General features: G+C 40.1%; 16 protein-coding genes. 6 read left to right on the top strand and 10 right to left on the bottom strand.

The genetic code is table 11. From position 1 onward, the window contains the following. Positions 1–4: 4 nt before the first annotated feature. The 5 genes from E2K74_RS00075 to E2K74_RS00055 all read right to left on the bottom strand — a co-directional run bounded on the left by E2K74_RS00075 (position 5) and on the right by E2K74_RS00055 (position 5,871). Positions 5–2,176 (bottom strand): DUF6160 family protein, encoded by a 2,172-nt coding sequence (locus E2K74_RS00075; RefSeq protein ID WP_151205785.1) that lies wholly within the window; start codon positions 2,174–2,176, stop codon positions 5–7. A 26-nt stretch (positions 2,177–2,202) separates the two neighbouring features. Continuing rightward, positions 2,203–2,916 (bottom strand): hypothetical protein, encoded by a 714-nt coding sequence (locus E2K74_RS00070; RefSeq protein WP_151205784.1) that lies wholly within the window; start codon positions 2,914–2,916, stop codon positions 2,203–2,205. 9 nt (positions 2,917–2,925) lie between these two features. Further along, a complete protein-coding gene (locus tag E2K74_RS00065) occupies positions 2,926–4,347 on the bottom strand; it encodes a hypothetical protein (protein ID WP_413773045.1) in 1,422 nt (473 codons plus the stop codon). Between the two features lie 238 nt (positions 4,348–4,585). Beyond that, positions 4,586–5,155, bottom strand: a complete 570-nt coding sequence (gene dcd / locus E2K74_RS00060; RefSeq protein ID WP_004785008.1) for a dCTP deaminase — start codon at positions 5,153–5,155, stop codon at positions 4,586–4,588. A 122-nt stretch (positions 5,156–5,277) separates the two neighbouring features. Continuing rightward, positions 5,278–5,871, bottom strand: coding sequence for a LysE family translocator (locus E2K74_RS00055; protein ID WP_151204898.1), 594 nt, complete (start codon positions 5,869–5,871; stop codon positions 5,278–5,280). A gap of 651 nt (positions 5,872–6,522) precedes the next feature. Here E2K74_RS00055 and E2K74_RS00050 point away from each other — a divergent pair. From E2K74_RS00050 to E2K74_RS00040, 3 genes are read left to right on the top strand one after another with little or no spacing between them, the layout of a single operon-like run. Continuing rightward, on the top strand, positions 6,523–7,527 hold the full coding sequence (locus E2K74_RS00050) for a TAXI family TRAP transporter solute-binding subunit (RefSeq protein WP_151205783.1): 1,005 nt from the start codon (positions 6,523–6,525) through the stop codon (positions 7,525–7,527). Then, positions 7,527–8,012, top strand: a complete 486-nt coding sequence (locus E2K74_RS00045; protein WP_151205782.1) for a DUF1850 domain-containing protein — start codon at positions 7,527–7,529, stop codon at positions 8,010–8,012. The genes E2K74_RS00050 and E2K74_RS00045 overlap by 1 nt, the downstream gene beginning before the upstream one ends. Continuing rightward, positions 8,009–10,015 (top strand): TRAP transporter permease, encoded by a 2,007-nt coding sequence (locus tag E2K74_RS00040; RefSeq protein WP_151205781.1) that lies wholly within the window; start codon positions 8,009–8,011, stop codon positions 10,013–10,015. Before E2K74_RS00045 ends, E2K74_RS00040 begins: the two co-directional genes overlap by 4 nt. A 48-nt stretch (positions 10,016–10,063) precedes the next feature. Here the strand turns inward: E2K74_RS00040 and apbC are convergent, their stop codons facing one another. Together apbC and E2K74_RS14505 are read right to left on the bottom strand one after the other, a co-directional pair. Then, positions 10,064–11,332 (bottom strand): iron-sulfur cluster carrier protein ApbC, encoded by a 1,269-nt coding sequence (apbC, locus tag E2K74_RS00035; protein ID WP_151205780.1) that lies wholly within the window; start codon positions 11,330–11,332, stop codon positions 10,064–10,066. A 281-nt stretch (positions 11,333–11,613) separates the two neighbouring features. After that, entirely contained in the window at positions 11,614–12,246 is a 633-nt protein-coding gene (locus E2K74_RS14505; protein ID WP_153228205.1) for a hypothetical protein, read from the bottom strand. A 313-nt stretch (positions 12,247–12,559) separates the two neighbouring features. Here E2K74_RS14505 and metG point away from each other — a divergent pair, with 313 nt between their 5' ends. Both metG and E2K74_RS00020 read left to right on the top strand, forming a co-directional pair. Continuing rightward, the gene (metG, locus tag E2K74_RS00025; protein WP_151205778.1) at positions 12,560–14,617 is read left to right on the top strand and encodes a methionine--tRNA ligase; all 2,058 of its coding nucleotides are present in this window, start codon (positions 12,560–12,562) and stop codon (positions 14,615–14,617) included. A gap of 64 nt (positions 14,618–14,681) precedes the next feature. Next, positions 14,682–16,175 (top strand): LA2681 family HEPN domain-containing protein, encoded by a 1,494-nt coding sequence (locus tag E2K74_RS00020; RefSeq protein WP_227547988.1) that lies wholly within the window; start codon positions 14,682–14,684, stop codon positions 16,173–16,175. Between the two features lie 353 nt (positions 16,176–16,528). Here the strand turns inward: E2K74_RS00020 and E2K74_RS15075 are convergent, their stop codons facing one another. Next, positions 16,529–16,645, bottom strand: a complete 117-nt coding sequence (locus E2K74_RS15075; RefSeq protein ID WP_373688382.1) for a hypothetical protein — start codon at positions 16,643–16,645, stop codon at positions 16,529–16,531. A 267-nt stretch (positions 16,646–16,912) separates the two neighbouring features. Here E2K74_RS15075 and E2K74_RS00015 point away from each other — a divergent pair, with 267 nt between their 5' ends. Then, complete coding sequence (locus E2K74_RS00015) at positions 16,913–17,896, top strand: MBL fold metallo-hydrolase (protein WP_151205777.1); 984 nt, start codon at positions 16,913–16,915, stop codon at positions 17,894–17,896. 386 nt (positions 17,897–18,282) lie between these two features. Here the strand turns inward: E2K74_RS00015 and E2K74_RS00010 are convergent, their stop codons facing one another. Both E2K74_RS00010 and E2K74_RS00005 read right to left on the bottom strand, forming a co-directional pair. Next, the gene (locus E2K74_RS00010) at positions 18,283–18,906 is read right to left on the bottom strand and encodes a LysE family translocator (protein ID WP_151205776.1); all 624 of its coding nucleotides are present in this window, start codon (positions 18,904–18,906) and stop codon (positions 18,283–18,285) included. A 102-nt stretch (positions 18,907–19,008) separates the two neighbouring features. Beyond that, a complete protein-coding gene (locus tag E2K74_RS00005; protein WP_151203455.1) occupies positions 19,009–19,191 on the bottom strand; it encodes an NF038215 family lipoprotein in 183 nt (60 codons plus the stop codon). Between the last annotated feature and the right edge of the window lie 308 nt (positions 19,192–19,499).

Here is a 19,499-nt window from a genome sequence, read left to right as displayed (position 1 = left end):
CTTTTTATCGCGGTGTAATTCCCAGCGTACTTCTTAATGTGCCACCAGTAATTGCGATATCCGCAATTTTTTGCATAGTCGTACCTGAAGGTGACATCGCCATTTCAGCTTTAAAAGGTACACCATGCCCTCTATTGGACAAGGTTGACTTATAATTCAGTTGCACCTGAGTGTCCAAGGCTACAGCATTTTCCTTTAAATAAATTTGCCCGTTTAAACCCACATGACCCTGTAATTTATTTAAATTTAAACTTGATTTCTTAGTTACACCCGCAATCGTATCTTCAGTGCTTAAACTGATATAACTTCCTAAATATTCGGGTGAGGATTCTGTTAATGGAGTAAATTCAAAATTGGCCTTGAGCGATAAAAAATTGGTTTCGGGCGTTGCGTTAATACTTTCTACACCCGGAATAATCATGAGCTCACCCTTACCATCTAATTTAAAGGCCAATGTATTTAAAACATCCTCTTTCTTAGCAAAAATATCATCTGCTATGACACCATTACATTTAGCTGAAACTGAACTGGCACAATTATATTTTGAACCTGGCAACTGACCAACTGCAATTTCCGCATTTGCTGCAAAAAGCAACTTGTCTGCCCGAATATAGATTCCTTCATCTTCATAACCAATTACGCCCTGAGACTCAATAAAAGTATCAATATTACGCAAACCCGCATAATAGTTGACCGCTTCACCATGTACCCCATTGTGCCCATCAACCAAGATCATAGAAGTAGTACTTGGGCCTTTTGGACCATCAACCCCGTATCCGTCGGTTGAAGCCATAAGATTGTAGGCAATACCTTTTTTATGCTCTGTGCCATAAGTCGCTCCTGTCAGTGCAAGATTGGCATTCAGATTATAAATAGGAATACCAATTCCCCAGGTTCCAGTATCATTATTTACTGGAGCAGTCTGTGAAATGAAACGTGCACGTGAGGCAATGGTCTGGAAATCCATGCCCCGTATGGCAATCAGGGCAAAATCACCACCCTCAGTCGTATTATTTAAAGTCTGCGCTAAAATTGGGCTTGCCTTCGCCAGAGTATCCTGCATATTTTTATTAATGACAAAATCAAGTGTTTTGGCTTTTTGGATTGTATTTATATAAATATCGCCAAAATTAATAGAAGCATTCGCCTGCTGGGTTAATGCCCTTAATCTTGAAAACTCAATTGCATAACTTCCTGTACCCGTGTGGCCAATTTCAAGTGTTGTAGGCATCTGGCCAGATTTTAATGCGGTATGACCTTTACTTAAAAAATCTGCCGCCACTCCAAAATGCAGTCCCCCACTCCCCAGTTCACTATAACTTGTGCTTGATGAGGAGCGACCAGGTGTACCAAAGTTTTTAATACCTGCCTGATCAGCATTTAAGAAAATTTTGGCATTGGTAACTGCACCTGAAGCGCCCATACGGATAATATTTTTACGCTCATTCGATGGTGTACTATAGCGAAAATCTATATTTACACCTGGGTTATTTCCAACTTTATTCAGGTTAACTGTATTTTTATCAATCCCTTCAATACCATTAGACGTTGCTAAAACCACCCCTTCCTTGGCATCCACATACATATATCCTTCCCCTTCAAAATTGAAGTTGAAATCATTTAATATCAAGCTATTGCTATTTAAACTGTGGCTAATTGAGGTGTTTTTCAACTGAAAATTGATATGGGTTTTGCTATCTTTGTTAAATAGGCCTGATGTAGTTTGCAGAACCAGATTGAAAGGAGATTTCATATCAATTCCTAACTCACCCAGATTCTGCTTGCTTTGTACACAAGGAGCCTCATTACAATTATTTTTTACAATATTCAAATCAGCTTTGAGCTGAAGCGGATCTACACTGGCTTCAAGTCTTAATCTAGCCCCCTTCTCGGTTGCTCCGACATCCATAGCAAAAGTACTAATAATAGGCTTTTGCTTAATTCCTTCAATTTTTACATGATGTAGACCTAAACCCATTTTTGTATTTGAGATGGGATTAGGGTCATACCAGTTCACCTGATTGACTTCCGCTTTTGAAATTTCATGGGTAATGATCATCCCATCTTGACCAGTCACACTGCCTAAGTCCTGATCTTTAATCAATTCCAGAGCATAGCTCTGCTGCGCCATACATATACAGACGGTGAGTAATTTGAACTGCGATTTAGTTTTCATTCTAATATCCTTATTCTTCTACCAAGCTAGCAACGGCTTGTTCCATCACCCGTACAGTTGACGCTAAATATTTTTATATTTCCATTCATGTGCATATTGCCATGAATATTCAAACCCATGAATCCCTTTTCCTGCCCTTGGTCAAATTGAGGGACATTCCTGCCTGTTGCATAAGTTTCATATTTAGTGGTATTAAAATATCCTTCATCACCCGCTTCAATCGATAAACTTTTAAAACCTAAATTTCTGATTTTAAGTGGTTTATCATCATAAAATGTTAAGCGCATAGCGCTTTGCGGATTATTATATTGATTGATAAATGTAGTACCACTTAAAGTGAACTGATCAATCTGTAATGTGCCCTGAATTTGCTTAAAGACCAGCCATTTTTTGGCTATTGAACCATCCGGCTGTTTTTCCGTATGGTTATTTGGAGAAATAGCCAACCGGCATAATTCCAGTAATGGACACTCCAGATTATTCGTCATGCGATAATAGGCTTGCGTCACCTTGGCAATCCCGTTCGCTTCAAAACCATTAACCAATGAAATCTCTTTTTTACTGAGGTCACTGGCATACTGATGATTTAAAGATAAGGTCCAGCTTAAATCTGCCCCCCCTAAAATCTCTGTGCCTTTCCCACTAATAGCGACCATTTCTTCATTATTCAGACTTTCTAATGCCGCATAGGCCCATGAAGGTACAATAAGTACGGCAGCAAATAACATTTTCAGCTTCATGCTCATCTCCTAAAGGCCTGTCGTTTTAAACTTCAGATGTTGAATCAGCACACCATCAATCACCACAGAGCCCAAGTTTACTGGAGCTGTATTGGTAGGTCCCCTAAACACGATACCAGTTGCATTATCATTTTTATTTGCTTCCAGCAGCTTGTTATTAATTGCGACACTTCCCACACTGATACTACTGTGAGTCGCTGTATTGGCCTGATATTTGATATTACTAATCATGGAGGTTTGGCTGCCACAAGAGGCTACATTACATAAAGTAGCGGCTTTAGAAGCTTCATTAGAATAGTCCGTATAAATTTTATTATAAATATCAGGTACGTTTGGAATCCGTGTAACTTCCAAAACGATATTATTGCCTTCTGAGCCAACAATAAAGGGTTGATACATATTACCAAAGACCAGGTTGATATTAGGGCTATAAAGATATAAGCCTTCACTGGCGTGAAAGATGGGGGCATACGAACGATTTAGTGCAGGTGTCGATGCTGTGCCATCATCAATCGCCGCCGTACTAATACGCAGGGCTTTTTTATTTAAGTCTGCCAGGTTGATTGCTTCGCCATTCGAACCTTTATTAAAGGTTAATGACGCTGGATTATCATGGGTATTCTGCCGGATTAAGCTGGCCATACCGAGTGTTTGGTTCTGCTGTGCCACAGGTGAGGCTTGGGTTTGAAAGAGACGGACCTGAGAACCACTTAAACTTAATCCGTTTGCAACCAGTTGAAGTCGAATACGCTGGTCGGTGGGTAAATCCGCAGCAACCGTCGGTGCACCTGTAATTTCATCTACTTGATTATTTGAGCCCCACTTACGTGAAAAAGCATCCAGCCAGTATCCTAGCTTAATATTGTTATCTTCTTCATATACCCCTTCTCGTGCCAGAGGAGCTTCAATTGACAGATAACTAACATCCCCATTATTGGTATTTATAAATTGCTTTACATTCGATTGCGTACCTGCTCGTACCACCCAAGGGTTAGCATCTGAACCCCAGGTAAAACCTGTATTACTAAATCTTTGATTTAAATTATCATTAGTTCGTGAAAGTGCTAGACCATAAATAAAAACATCAGCCTTGGTGCGTTTTTCTGCCAGATTCTCGTTTGAGTTGACATATCTTGAATAATCTTCCCCGACCGGAATAATTCGAATAAAACCGGTATCAAATTGGCTCGGATCCGTAGCCCCGGTACCTGTCAAAGGGCGATTATAACTGGAACCTGTAGACTTATCATTCGGCATTTGAAAAACAAGTTTAAAATCTTCAGGTAAAATTGCAATTCCTTCACCTGTGGTATCTGACATCGTATCATCAGAAAGCTGCTGCATTGCGAAGGCTGGCGGCATTGAAAACATACACAACATGGTGGCTAAGCACGTTTTTTTAATGGTCAAGTGCCTGCTGTTCTTCTTCATCATCACTATCCTTTTCTTATCTGATGCTCCGCATCTTTATCCTTTAGCTTCCTAGCTACCACACTTTATTTTTTGTTAAATGATGCATCACGCATCTTTTTTATATTGATTATCCATTATGCTTATTTTTTGTGTAATTACCAAAGTCAAAAGAGCAGAAATTCCGAGTTTCCGATGAATGAAAGAATAAAAAAAGCGAGGCCAATGCCTCGCTTTTTGATCTATCTTTTAAAAGCATTTAAGCTTTCGGCAGCGTCACACCGGTCTGACCTTGATATTTACCGCCACGGTCTTTGTAAGATGTTTCACACACTTCATCAGATTCAAAAAACAGCATTTGCGCCACCCCTTCACCAGCATAAATACGGGCAGGCAAATTGGTCGTGTTTGAAAATTCAAGCGTGACATGACCCTCCCACTCTGGTTCAAGCGGAGTAACGTTTACAATAATTCCGCAACGCGCATAGGTCGATTTCCCCAGACAAACGGTGAGTACATTTCTCGGAATACGGAAATATTCTACTGTACGCGCCAAAGCAAATGAGTTCGGTGGAATAATACATACATCCGACTCAATATCGATAAAGCTTTTTTCATCAAAGTTCTTTGGATCGACAATTGCAGAATGAACATTGGTAAACACTTTGAATTCACGTGCACAGCGCACGTCATAGCCATAGCTTGAAACGCCATAAGAGATCAGTTTTTGACCATTCTCATCCAGACGAATCTGGTTTTCTGCATACGGTTCAATCATGCCGTGTTTTTCGCTCATTTCGCGAATCCAACGATCAGACTTAATTGCCATTGATATAATCCAAAAATCTTAAATATAAGTAATTACGACGTACTTTAACTGAAATTGGCAGTAATGAAAATAAGTGAAATCCTGACAAGTAAATTTCACAAACATTCGTCACTTTTTCTGGTTTATAAGCTAAGCAGTGCGGAGTAGCTTAAAGGCACAGAAAAGCTCATTAAAATAATCGAAGCGGTCTTTTGCAGGTTCTTCTGATTTAGCCAGCGATTATTTTTACGCGCCAGAATTGTGCCTAAAAATGTCCAGAAAAATGCAATTGGAATCAGTAAGGCCAAGAATACCAGCATATAAGTCACATAATAGAGACTGCTTTTCCAAACCATCACCGGAAAAATAGCCGAAGCAAACAGTAATGCTTTAGGGTTCAGTAAAGTCGCAAAGAACAATTCACGTGCACGAATGGTTAGCTGCTCAAAATTTTCATCCAGCTCTGCCGTACGCCATAATTTCAGGGCCAGAAAAAGAATATAGGCTGCACTAAACAGTTTGAGAATATGAGGAAGTGGAGGAAAATAAACCGAGATCTTTCCGATTAAAATGCCCCAAAAAGTAATTGCAATCAAATAACCAAAGGCTTCTGCAGGAATAAGACGAAAAGCTTTCTTAAACCCGACCTGGATGCCCGACGATGCCAATAAAGTATTGGTTGGGCCGGGTGTTAATAGAATACTTATCACCAAACCAATAAAAAACCATGAAACCATAGCTTGACCTCGCTCTTATGCCTGCAGCATAAAATAATCCAGTCAAATCTGCAAAAAAATATTTGTAAGCGAACATATTAAAAAAAATTATATTTTATTTTTCTATTTACTATTAAGTAGTTGGTTAAAAATATAAGAAAGTTTACTTTTAGTCAATTTTGTCAATTTATAAAGCTATAAGCACATAGTAAAACTGCTAAAAAGTAGAGGTTTCAATGAGCGTATTCGGAATTAGAATTCCAGAAATACTGATCCACACCCTATGAAAGGGAAAATTGTCAAAACTTAAAAAAACCATTATTTCTGGTAATCTTTGATTGAAATTCAACCAATCAAAAACCTCTGGCCTTGTGTATGAACTTTGGACATGCCTATGAAAAGATACTGTGGTTGGAGCAACTTTTATCTCACTCCTCATGCTTAAATTTCCGCTATACATTTAAGCTGTCTATCTTGCTCAATTTGTTCAACCTATTGATAAAGTAAATTTTTGAAAAAAATGCTATTAATGGTATTCAGACAAAATAATTGCTGTTAAATTGTACAAAGACAACAATTGATAATTCACATTTTTTTTACCTCCAGACGGTCTAGTACATTGTTGTTTTAATTATATTTTAAAAACTGCAGAATAATATCAGGAGTCATAATATGAATAAATGGATCAAGCTTTCAGTCATGGGTTTAGCGCTATCAGGCGTAGTTGCTTGCTCGAATGATAATGCACAAAATAAATCGAATAGTCAGACTGCATCCGGCGAAAGTGTGGCTGCAGATAAACTGCAAACCCGATTTGTCAATATTGCCACAGGTGGGGCCTCAGGTCCTTATAATGTCATTGGGACAGGATTGGCTGAAATCTATAACAAGACCTACGGCGTGAGTTCTAAAACTCAGACCACTGGTGCTTCTGTCGAAAACCTGAATTTATTGAAACAAGACAAAGTTGAAATGGCTTTTGTCATGAGTGACAGCTTAACTGAGGCGATCAATGGTCAAGGCAGTTTTAGTGCCAAAATTGACAACGTGCAGCAGATTGCTGCTCTTTATCCCAACTATGTACAAATCGTGACTTCGAAGCGTTCTGGTATTAAAAATATTGAAGATCTCAAAGGCAAACGTATTGCGGTGGGTGCCCAGAACTCAGGTGTAGAAGTGAATGCACGTAGCCTGCTGAATGGTTTTGGCATTACTTATAAGGATGTCAAAGTAGATTATCTCGGTTATGCCGAAGCAGCGGATGCTTTAAAAGGTGGCAAGCTGGATGCAGCCTTTCTGACCAGCGGCCTCCCAAACTCTTCTCTGATGGAATTACAACAGGGCTTTGATCTGCAACTGGTGAGTATCAATCCTGACAAAGTCAAAGCCATTGCCAAAGATCAGGCTTATTTCCTGCCGATGACCATCCCCAAAGGGACCTATGGCAATGCTGAAGATATTCCAACAGCAGCGATCATGAATGCACTGGTGGTTCGCTCAGACTTGTCTACTGATGATGTATATAAGCTGACCAAGACTTTCTTCTCCAGTCTCGATCAACTCGCCAATTCACATCAGGCTGCTAAAGAAATCACTCTAGAAGATGCACAAAAAGGTCTGGTGGCTCCACTACATCCGGGCGCGCAAAAATTCTATGATGAGAATACAGCGAACTGATGAAATGGATACAAGGTGCAGCGATTGCTGCACTTTTTAGTTGGGCTGCTTTTTTTATTAGCTGTGTTTGGCTGGTATTTCCTTATATTTTTGTTGAAGTGAGAGAGCAAAATTTTCAGTGCAAAATTGACCAGAAATCTTTTCAGCTCAGCTGGATGCATTCGGTAGAAAAAACACAGTGGAAAGAACGCTATCTTCAACATGAAAACGATTTGATTCTGGCAGAAACACAGTTCATTTCATTTGGCGCAGGTACACCTGACCAAGGCACTATTACTCGACAGGATGATGGCAGCATCCATATGCACATCGACCGGAAGATGGAAGAACTTAACTGGGTCATTTCACGCAGGATGCAGGGAAAAATTAAGATCGCTGATCGGGTCTGGAATGTTTATCAGGATTTTCCTGACTACAGCACGGTACAGATCTCTATAAAAAAAGACAGCCTATGGAAAAAAAGAGGTTTAAATGACTGCCTATGAATCCACAAGACATAAAAAATGTGCCCGAAGCACTCAATGAGCAACAGCAACAAGAATTATTAGAAAAATTTGACCGTGAATCTGTTACCCGTAACCCGATCAATAAATCGGTTCGCTGGTTTATTGCTGCCTTAGCAATATCCTATTCGTTATTCCATCTCTATATTACCTTTAATCCTTTACCCGAACTGATTCAACGTGCGGCACATGTGTCCATTGGTTTAGCACTGATTTTCCTGCTCTATCCAGCACGTCAGGCCAGCAGCCGACAAAAGGTCGCATGGACTGACTGGATTTGGGTAATCGCCTCTTTTGCTTCGTTCTTTTATCTGTTTAAAGAATACCAAGCCATTATGACCACTCGCGGAGGCATTCCCAATACGCTGGACATTGTCTTCTCGATTATAACGGTCGTATTAGTGGTTGAGGCAGCACGGCGGGTAATGGGCTGGATGCTGCCGATCCTGGGACTGATTTTCTTAAGCTATCCATTTGTCAGTCATTTTGACTGGATGCCAGATCGCTTGCTCACCCGCCCCTATACATTCAGTGATATTTTCGGCCAAATGTATCTAAAGACTGAAGGGTTATATTCCTCAGCCATCGGTGCTTCGGTCACCTTCATTTTCCTGTTTATCCTGTTCGGTGCCTTTCTGGCGAAATCAGGAATGGGAAAATTATTCAATGACCTAGCCATGGCACTTGCCGGGCATAAGCAAGGTGGGCCAGCCAAAGTTGCCGTGATTTCCAGCGGTTTTATGGGCAGTATTAACGGAACTGCCGTTGCCAATGTGGTGGGAACCGGTTCATTTACCATTCCTTTAATGAAGAAAATTGGCTATCACAAAAACTTTGCCGGTGCGGTTGAAGCCAGTGCTTCTGTGGGTGGACAGATCTTGCCGCCAGTAATGGGCGCTAGCGCATTTATTATGGCAGAAACCACGGGTGTCAGTTACGGTACCATTGCCTTAGCTGCGGTATTGCCCGCCCTGCTATATTATCTCGGGGTGATGGCACAAGTCCATTTCAGAGCCGGCCGGGATAACCTGAAAGGTGTTCCCAAAGCTGACCTGCCACGAGTCAAAGAGGTCCTAAAAGAACGAGGACATTTATTACTCCCTATCATTGCCTTAGTGTTCTTCTTATTCCAATCCATTCCGGTTAGCTATGCGGCTGTGTATACGATTTTATTGACTATCGTGGTTGCAGCATTCAGAAAATCGACCCGTATGAGACCGAAAGAAATTCTGGAAGCCTTAGCTGATGGCGCTAAACAGTCACTTTCCGTGATGGCTGCCTGTGCCGTCGTCGGTATTATTATTGGTGTCGTGAGCTTGACCAGTTTCGGTTCAGTGATGACTTCTTCCATCATGAGTATTGGTGCTGGCAGTCTGTTCCTGACCCTGTTCTTCACCATGATTGCATCGATGATTCTCGGTATGGGCCTGCCATCCATTCCTGCCTATATCATTACCGCAACGATGGCTGCCCCCGCTTTGGCCAACTTTGACATTCCCATCTTAGTCGCCCATATGTTCGTGTTCTATTTTGGTTTGTTTGCCAATATCACTCCACCCGTGGCCTTGGCCGCCTTTGCCGGTGCCGGGATTGCCGGTGGTGATCCTATGCGGACCGGATTCCTGGCCCTACGCCTATCTCTAGCCGGTTTTATTGTGCCTTTCCTGTTTGTCTATAACCCGGCGATGCTGATGATTGACACGACAGATATTGCCGTGAATGCCAAAGAATTTGCCTTACCGGCATGGCATGTCATTTTAAGCATTACTGTAAGCTCCATTGTTGGTATTCTGGCACTGGGGGCTGCAGTAGAAGGTTATTTTAAAACAGCACTGAACTGGTTCTGGCGGATCTTCCTGGGGGTTGGCGCACTTATGATGATCGTGCCGGAAACCATGACCGATATTATCGGCACCTTCATGGTGATTATTGCGATTGGCTTTAATATCGTTCAGGCAAGAAAAGAAAATACAGTGACTACGTAGAACCTCATAAAAAAGAGAGCCGAGGCTCTCTTTTTTCACTATAAAATCTTAGAAAATACGAGTTTTATCTTTTTCTGCTTGCGGCAAGCGATCTGCAATTTTCTGGGCAATCTCTAGATAGCTATCCGCTGTCTCGTCTTCTGCAATCACCGAAGGTTTACCGGCATCGGCATTTTCACGAATTTTCACATTTAAAGGTAAGCGTCCCAGTAAGGGAATGTCATATTGTTCTGCCAGTTGGTCGCCGCCACCCGTACCAAAGATCTGTTCTTCATGACCGCAGTTCGAACAGATATGGGTCGACATATTCTCGACCACCCCCATCACTGGAATCTGCACCCGATTGAATAATTCAATACCTTTAGTGGCATCCATTAAGGCCACATTTTGCGGTGTGGTCACAATCACGGCGCCTGTTACCGGAATACGCTGAGCAAGTGTTAATTGAATATCGCCTGTGCCTGGCGGCATATCAATCATCAAAACATCCAGATCCGGCCATAGGGTCTGGTTAAACAGTTGCATCAAGGCACCCGTGGCTTTTGGCCCACGCCAAGCCACGGGAGTATTATGATCACCTGTTAAATGGCCAATAGATAATACGGGCATACCATAGGCATCTAAGGGCACAAACTGCTCGGCTTCAATCATTGGCGTTTTACCGGCATTACCCAGCATGGTGGGAATACTTGGACCATAAATATCAGCATCCAGCACCCCCACTTTTAGACCGAGTTTTTGCAAGGCCAATGCCAAGTTGACGGTCGTGGTGGACTTGCCTACACCGCCTTTGCCAGAGGATACTAAAATCACATTCTGAATACGGGGATGTTTCGCTACATCACGCTGTTGGGGTGCAGCTTTTTGAATTGGCGGATTATTGGGATCAGCTACTTCTGTTGAAGCTGTACCACCTGAAGCATCAACTACAGGCGGTAAATTGCTTTTGCCTGTTGGCGTCTGGTCCGTCGTAGAGCAGCTTTCCCCCGCGGCATGCGAATGTCCGCACCCATCTGATTGCGTAGATTTATGGCCGGTTTTCTGCTGAATGACATGCATATTCAGCTCTTTAATACCACATTTTTCTAGCGCATCTGCCAGTTCATCATGAATCTGTTGTAATTGCTCTTTTTCTTCCGGGTAAGTATTTAAAGTAATTTGTAAAATCTCGCCTTGCACATTGACCTGAGTAATACGATCTTTCAAGGCATGACTGGAATTCGGCAAAATGTAGTTTTGGAGTATGTGCTGCACAGCTTCTTCGTTCACTTCCTTGGAAGGCGAAAAAACCGATTTAAGCGAAGAAAGCCACGACATAGGTTACTCCAAAATTAGGCTGAGACATCTGAAGTACTTAGTTTAACGAGGTTTGGGTAGAAGGTTAAGCATTGTCTTGAACCAGAGATATATTTATATCGCTATTTCCTACTATTTTAGTCGGTTTTTATATTTTTTCTGATTTAATACTGCTAAATAATGGCTTTGCCGCTCTTTTAGTCTTTTATATGCCTAAAAATTTTAGTTATTTTTATTCACTCCTGCCTTAAAAGACCACTTCAATCCCTTTCGGAAGTGGTCGCCTGGCAGATCATTATTTATTATTTTTGAGTGTTGTGAGACGTGTCCTTATCAGCCTGATCCTTCTTGGCTGTATCCTGCATAGATGATTGATTGTGCGTCTCTGCTTCGGTCAAATCCTGCTTTTCATCATCCTTCATGTGGGTATTTTCAGCTTGCCCGTCCGCAGATTGATGATCTTTCTTCATTTGAGTCAGCTTTTCGGTCGCCATTTTTTTGAGTTCATCAAACTTTTCAGTCGCCTGAGTTTTCAGTTCACCCAGCTTAATTGAAGCATCATGAGCAAGTTCAGTGGCTTTGTGCTTAGCTTCTTCAAATTTTTGTCCAGCTTCAGTTTTAAGCTGTTCTAGTCTTTCCTGGGTTTCTGTCTTTTTACCAGACTGACCCGTGCTATCAGATTGGCTATCCTTCGAAGCATGCTGTGATTCTACTGATTCACTATCTGCTGCCTGAGAACTTTGCTTACTCTTGGTGTCAGTGTTTGGATCCGCCTTGTGCGGTTTGGCACCTGGCTCTTCCTGATGATGCTGATTGTGCTGTTTATCATTCTCGTTTTGCTTTTGCTCTTGTTCAATTTTCTGATTTAATGCTTTTGTCTGCTGGGTTTTATCTTGGTGTTGCTTCGATGTACTGGTCTGTTGATGTTGAGTCATGAGTACTCTCCTAAGCTAAATTTTATTTAAATCATCAAACGTTTTTAGCATAAAGTGCGTAGGGAGTCGGGATGAATTAAGCAAACTGCAACAAAGCCTGTACATGTTGTTGCCGTTATTTGCAGGATGTAGCAGCTATGCAATTCTTCTATTTTTCAGCCTTAGCCGGCTTTAATCTGTCCGCTATTTGAATTTCAGATATTTAGCTGTCCTAATTAGTGGTGTTTCAGACAAAGCATTGCTTTGTAATCCCTCCGGCATCATGTAAAATTGTGGCCCATTGCATAATGAATATGAATGAGAGAGTGAATCCGTGCGTAAAATCCTAGTCACCAATGCCCTTCCCTATGCCAATGGCCCCATTCATATGGGTCACTTACTTGGTTATATCCAAGCAGATATCTGGGTTCGTGCAATGCGTGCGATGGGTCATGACGTGACTTATGTCTGTGCGGATGATGCTCATGGTACCGCGATCATGTTGCGTGCTGAAGCCAATGGTATTTCGCCTGAAGCACAAATTGCCAATGTGCAAACTGAACACATTCGTGACTTTGACGGTTTTGGTGTGCATTTTGATCATTATGATTCTACCCATAGCGATACCAATCGCGCGCGTGCATCAGAGATCTATATCAAAAACCGTGAAGCAGGCAATATTGCCGTTCGCCCTGTTACCCAGTTGTTTGATCCTGAAAAAGGCATGTTCCTGTCAGACCGCTTTATTAAAGGCACCTGTCCAAAATGTAAGGCGGAAGATCAATACGGCGACTCATGTGAGGTTTGCGGTACGACTTATAATGCCACTGAACTACTTGATCCAAAATCAACCTTAAGTGGTGCAACCCCTGTTGAAAAATCTTCAGATCATTATTTCTTTAAACTGCCGAACTTTGCAGAATACCTGCAACAATGGACCCGTGATAAAGGCCGTTTACCGGTCTCTATTGCCAACAAATTAGATGAATGGTTTGAAGCTGGGTTGTCAGACTGGGATATTTCCCGTGATGCGCCTTATTTTGGCTTTGAAATTCCAGATGCACCGAATAAATATTTTTACGTTTGGGTCGATGCGCCAATTGGTTACATGTCGAGCTTTGAAAACTACGTTAAAACCCAACGTCCTGATTTAAGCTTTGACGATTTCTGGAAAAAAGATTCTAAAAATGAAGTCTATCACTTCATTGGTAAAGACATCGTGTATTTCCATGCCCTGTTCTGGCCAGCCATGTTGGAAGGCGCGAATTACCGTACTCCAACCGGTTTATTCGTCAACGGTTTCTTGACTGTGAACGGTCAGAAAATGTCGAAATCTCGCGGCACCTTTATTAAAGCGGAAACGTATTTACAGCATTTAAATCCTGAATATCTGCGTTATTACTTTGCCTCTAAACTGTCTGACAAAGTGGAAGATTCTGACTTAAATCTTGAAGACTTTGTTCAGAAAGTAAACTCAGACCTGGTCGGTAAAGTAGTCAACATTGCCAGTCGTTGTGCCAAGTTCATCAATACCAAGTTTGACAATAAATTATCAGCAAGTTGTGCAGAACCTGAACTGGTGCAAAGCTTTATTGATGCGGGTGATTCAATCGCTCAAGCTTACGAAGCACGTGAGTTCTCAACGGCCATTCGTGAAATTATGGCACTTGCAGACAAAGCAAACCAATATATCGATGAGAAAAAACCTTGGGCTTTAGCCAAAGTTGAAGGTGAAGAGCAACAAGTTCATGAAGTGTGCTCGGTAGGTATTAACCTGTTCCGTCAATTGGCTGTTTACCTGGCTCCTGTTCTTCCAGCCCTGGCTGCTCAGGTTCAGGACTTCCTGAAACTGGCTGCTTTCGATTTTGCCTCTCGTACCGAAATTCTGGTGGATCACGAAATTGCATTGTTCCAACCGCTGATGCAACGTGTAGACCCTAAAGCGGTTGCAGCGATGGTCGATGCGTCTAAAGATTCTTTGACTGCTACAGCTGAACCTGCAAAAGCTGAAAAGAAAAAAGAGAAGAAGACTGAGAAAAAGCCCGAACCTAAAGTCGGTGAAGCTGAAATCATTCATATTGATGATTTTATGAAAGTTGACCTGCGTGTTGCTGAAGTTTTGCAGGCCACTACGGTTGAAGGTTCTGACAAGCTACTTCAACTCACTTTAAATGTGGGGGAAGCTGAACCACGCAATGTGTTCAGTGGTATCCGTGAGTTCTATAAGCCTGAAGACCTCAAAGGTAAATTGGTGGTGATGGTAGCGAACTTAGCCCCACGTAAAATGCGTTTTGGCATTTCTAACGGTATGGTCTTAGCCGCAGGCAATGGCGAAGGTGTTTGGGTGATTTCACCTGAAACTGGTGCTAAACCGGGTGATAAAGTGTCTTAAGATTTAGACACTTATAAAAAGCCCTGCTATATTTTAGTGGGGCTTTTTTATATAAGTTATTTTAATGAAACTAGAACTAAAAGAAATTAATAAAGCTATAAATGCTATTTCTAATTCAATTGATGCTGAACAATATGAAGAAGCTTTGTTCGGCTGTAATATCATGCGAAAAGAACTTGAAAAACACCCTGAGTCAGACTTTTCTCGTCACCTTTACTTTAATCTTGGTGCCCATTTTATTGATGTAGGGACTTTCCTAAAAAATGTTGATACAGTTCTAAAAGGTGTTGAAATTTTAGAGAAAAACTCAGAGTTTTATGAAAAAGAATATAATGTTAATTATTATTACAATTTAGCCAATGGAAAATTATCATTAGCAAACAATTGCGGTTATTCCAAAGATAAATTAACTTTCAAGAATATAGATTTCTATAATGATGTCAAAAATCTATACTGGAAAGCATACAAAATAATTAGAAAAGAAGATGATCAAGATCTTTATCAGCAGAATTTAATTAATCTTGCAAATACACTAAAACAGCTATTTAGATTTTCTGAAGCATTACAGCTTTATAATCTTGTTATAAGAGAAAATACTATTTACCCTCAAGCATGGCTCAATAGAACGTCTTGTTTAGAACAATTTGATCAGTTATTAGATCATCGCACTGAAAAAATGATCACTGAAATAATTAAAGGATATAAATTTGCTTGTGACTCACCTTTAATACCTAAAGCTTGGATTCCCTACTACAATCATAAAATTGATTATTTAGCTAAGCAATTAAATTGCAAGAATCTGGATACTGATGAACTAGAAACATCTAAAGAATATTTCTCAATGAGTGAATTTCGACAATGGTGTATAAAAGAAAATTTAACTCTAAATGTTCATGGAATGTATTGTTCATGCATAGCCAATGAGCGAGATAATTTGACATTACTTGAAGGAATTATTTCTTCTCAAAATATTCTTCAATACGAACAATACTTAAACCGTATTAAAGCTGAGTTTTCATTGGTTCGAGTTCTCTACTATGAATCTAAATCCACCGATAGCTCCAAACTTGATTTTGAAAGCTGTTATTCAGAATTAAATGAACATGAAATCATAGATATAAGATCAGAAAAATTAAGAACTTGTTTTAGATTATGCTTTTCTATATTAGATAAATTAGCAATTTTTCTTTGCCAATATTTCGGATTAACAATTAATAAAAATACAGCTTTTAATAATTTTTGGCATACAAATAAATTAAAACTTGAAGAAAAAGAAAATTTTGCTTTGATTGCAATTAATAGTCTTATATACGATCTGAATGAAAAAAATGGGCAATTTGGATTTTATAAAATTTGGCGAAATTCACTTGAACATAATATTTTATTTTTAGTTCCAGACCCATTTGAATTATCTAATGATTCAACACATACTTATGTAAAAATTAGTGAGTTTGAAAATAGTCTTCAGAATTTACTTCAATTTACTAGATCTGCTATTTTTCAACTGTATTTGCCATTGTTGAAGATTTACGCCAAATACAACCTAAAGATCACGTAAACGCAATAAGTATTACCATACATAAGAAAGATTTTAATCAGACTTACTAAGCAGTTAAGCTCACTATTTAAAGCAAAAATAACTAATTTGTGAATAAAAGAATATTTACTCACGTGATCAGCTACATAGATGTCGTCCATTCGTTAGGGCACATGGACGTGCCTTCTAACGAACAAAGGGATGTTGTTACTTTTCATCTATCAAAAGAAAGACACACATTTCTCACCTTAAGAAAATCCCTCACCCCAGCCCTCTCCCATAGGGATAGGGAACATTCAATAAGGTTTTAAAATTTATATCCAAGTATGATAAAAAAGCCTCTATCTCTAGAGGCTTTTTTATTTCTAAACCGCTCAGCCTTGCAGCACAAATTCCCAGATCACATAGCCAATGCCGAAGCCCAGCAATGAATATAACGTTATGATGAAAAACACAAAATTGGCATTGTTCTTTCTTTTCCAGAAACTCATAGTGGCACTCAAAACTGTTCGTTATCTCCCCATATTAACGGTCTTTTCATGAAAAGTGAAATATATCTAAACAATCTGTTTACAATAATATTTTAATAAAAATGCAGGTTTTGTTTCTCAAAAAATTTAATATACAGGTGCAGACTGCATTTTTAGTACAGAAGGAAATATATACTCGGCCTTGTAAAAAGGTAAATATATTCATATTCTTTTTTAATGATATTCATGCTAATACATAAAATTGACTTCAATTACATAAGAATAGCCATGAAATATTTAACTGGTCCTTTAGCCCTATCCGTGTTTGCTTTTAGTTCACTTGTTGGTGTTTCTCTAACTCATGCTCAAACTCCTTCTTCGATTCTACCGCAACAGAAACAGGTTCCCGGTTATTATCAACACAGCTTTGGAGATTATCAAATTACGGTGCTGCTTGATGGGAGCAATTATTTATCCAAAGCCTTATTTAAAAACCTGCCTGCAGCTGAAATAAATCAGATTCTCAAAAAATATTATATCCACCACAGCCAAGGCATTCAGACTTCGGTGAATGCGTTTTTAGTGAATGATGGAAAAGGATTAACTTTGGTCGATAGTGGTACTGCCAGCTGTAATGGTCCTCATTTGGGTTCGGTATATTCCAATTTACAGGCTTCAGGACAAAAACCAGAGCAAGTCAGTACTATCCTTCTCACCCATCTACACCCTGACCATGTTTGTGGCATCAGTAATCATGGCAGTGCAAATTTCCCCAATGCGACCGTCTATATTTCTCAAACTGAACTGGATTTCTGGATGAATCCAAAAAGTGCAGAACGCTTGCCGCAACAAAAGCGTGCAGCTTTTGCAGCTACTGTAGATAAAATCAAAAAAGCCATTGCTCCTTATCAGGCTAAAGATCAGCTTAAAACTTTTAAATCTGGTGACAAAATTCATGGTTTTAATGTCATCAGTTCGGCAGGACATACGCCAGGACATTTTGGTTTTAGCTTAAAATCACAGGGTCAGGAGCTGATTTTTATTGGAGATATAGTACATTCACACAGTATTCAGTTTGACCGGCCTTACACCGCAGTCGACTTTGATATTGATCCGAAAAAAGCGGTAGAAACCCGCTTAAAATCTTTCGCGAACTATGCCAAGCAAGGACAAACGATTGCAGCTCCGCATTTACCCTTCCCTGGAATTGGGCATATTTATTCAAAAGAGGGAAAAAGCTATCAGTGGATGCCTATACACTTCAAGGATTAACAGCTGTCTTGAGATCGCTTAATGAGGAATAGGTTGGAGAAGAATTAGGCTTTACCCCCTCAACTTGACTGAAATATGCAAAGAGCTTTTCGCTACAAGCAGCAGGAAGTGTTATCTAACAAATAACAGAGCTTGTGTGGATCGAAAGCAAGGCAGAATAAGAGTTAAAAATAAAAAAACTACACTCCCTATCTGTCTTGCTTTTAATAAGTTCTGGCGCTGTTTTGCATATTTTTATAGCGACAGAGATCAGCTTCATTTATATGTTTTTTATGTGCTTTCATGTCCATCATTTATAAACTTTAAGCAATCATACCAATCAGCATTTCATGCTTTTGCAAACACAGAACCTAAATCTGGATATGCAGCTAAAGTGAATAATAAACTTACTTCATGCCAAAAATTAACTTCAAGCCAAGCATGGTCATGACTGCACCTGCTGCCCGGTCGAATATTACCTTAAACTTTAAATACACACGGCGTGGCTTTTCCGCAGACAGAGCCACAGCGACCAGAGAGCACCAGCCTGCATCAATAAAGAAGCACAATACTGGCAGAACAATATAAAAATAAGTGGGAATTTCTTTCGGTAAAAGTGCCGTAAAAATACTGGCCAATACAATCGCAATTTTTGGATTGGACAGTTGGGTAATCAGGCCGGTGGTAAAAGCGCGACTTAAAGATATCTGCTTGCTGATAGCGGTGTCTGTTTCAAGAGGTTCTTTGGCATGTTTAATAATTTTAAATGCCAGCCACAGCAGATACAAACCGCCACAGATTTTTAAGGCCAGATAAGCCGAAGGAACGGCCAGTAAAAAGGCCTGTAAACCTAGCACAGCAAGCAAGCCAAAAACCGCCGCACCTAAACCGGTACCCAGTGCAGTAAATAAGCCATGTTTACGTGAAATTGCAATGGAATTTTTTGCCACATAGATAGAGGTTGGCCCAGGACTCATTGCACCTAACATGAGGGCAAAAGCAATCGAGCCTAAAATCCAGAATGATTCCACGAGATGACCTACCTAAAAATCGGGTTCTTATTTTAAACAAAAATCTGATTATTTGCTTTAAAAAATTTTGTATTTATCCTGAATTTCAACCAGATGAAGGTGTTAAGGTTTTAACTGATTCTGGACAATAAGATGTTCATCTCGCAGCTGATAATCCTGATCATGCACTGGCACGCCTCCAATAATCATGGTACGGGTATCCGTTCTGGGTTTGTTGAGCGGATCCTCACAGCCGGTCAAACTCAGTCCGACAATACTCAAGGCAACATAGAATAATATTTTCATTATTGTTATCCTCAATGAGGTTGTCTTTATCAGACTAGCACTGTGGTTTAAATTTTCAGCAACTAAATTGTGACAATGTGAGTCCGTTTTTTATTGATAAGCCACCGATTAGCCTGCAGCTTATCTTCAATTTGCTCATTTTCAGCTTATTCTGATTTCTTGTCTTTCAATTTTTTTAATGCTTGGATTCTCAAATGAAGTGCAACAGAGATTAAATTATTGGAAGGAAGCAAGATGAGCTAGCATTTTGCTTCCGACCGACCAAAGTCAAAGTTGCATCATGAACTATACTCATCTTACTCAAGAAG

Origin of the sequence: Acinetobacter sp. RF15B (genome assembly GCF_007558235.1) — a bacterium.
Lineage (GTDB): Bacteria > Pseudomonadota > Gammaproteobacteria > Pseudomonadales > Moraxellaceae > Acinetobacter > Acinetobacter lwoffii_C.
The sequence above is the reverse complement of the archived record's forward strand: the minus strand, read 5'-3'. Positions and strand labels throughout refer to the sequence as shown.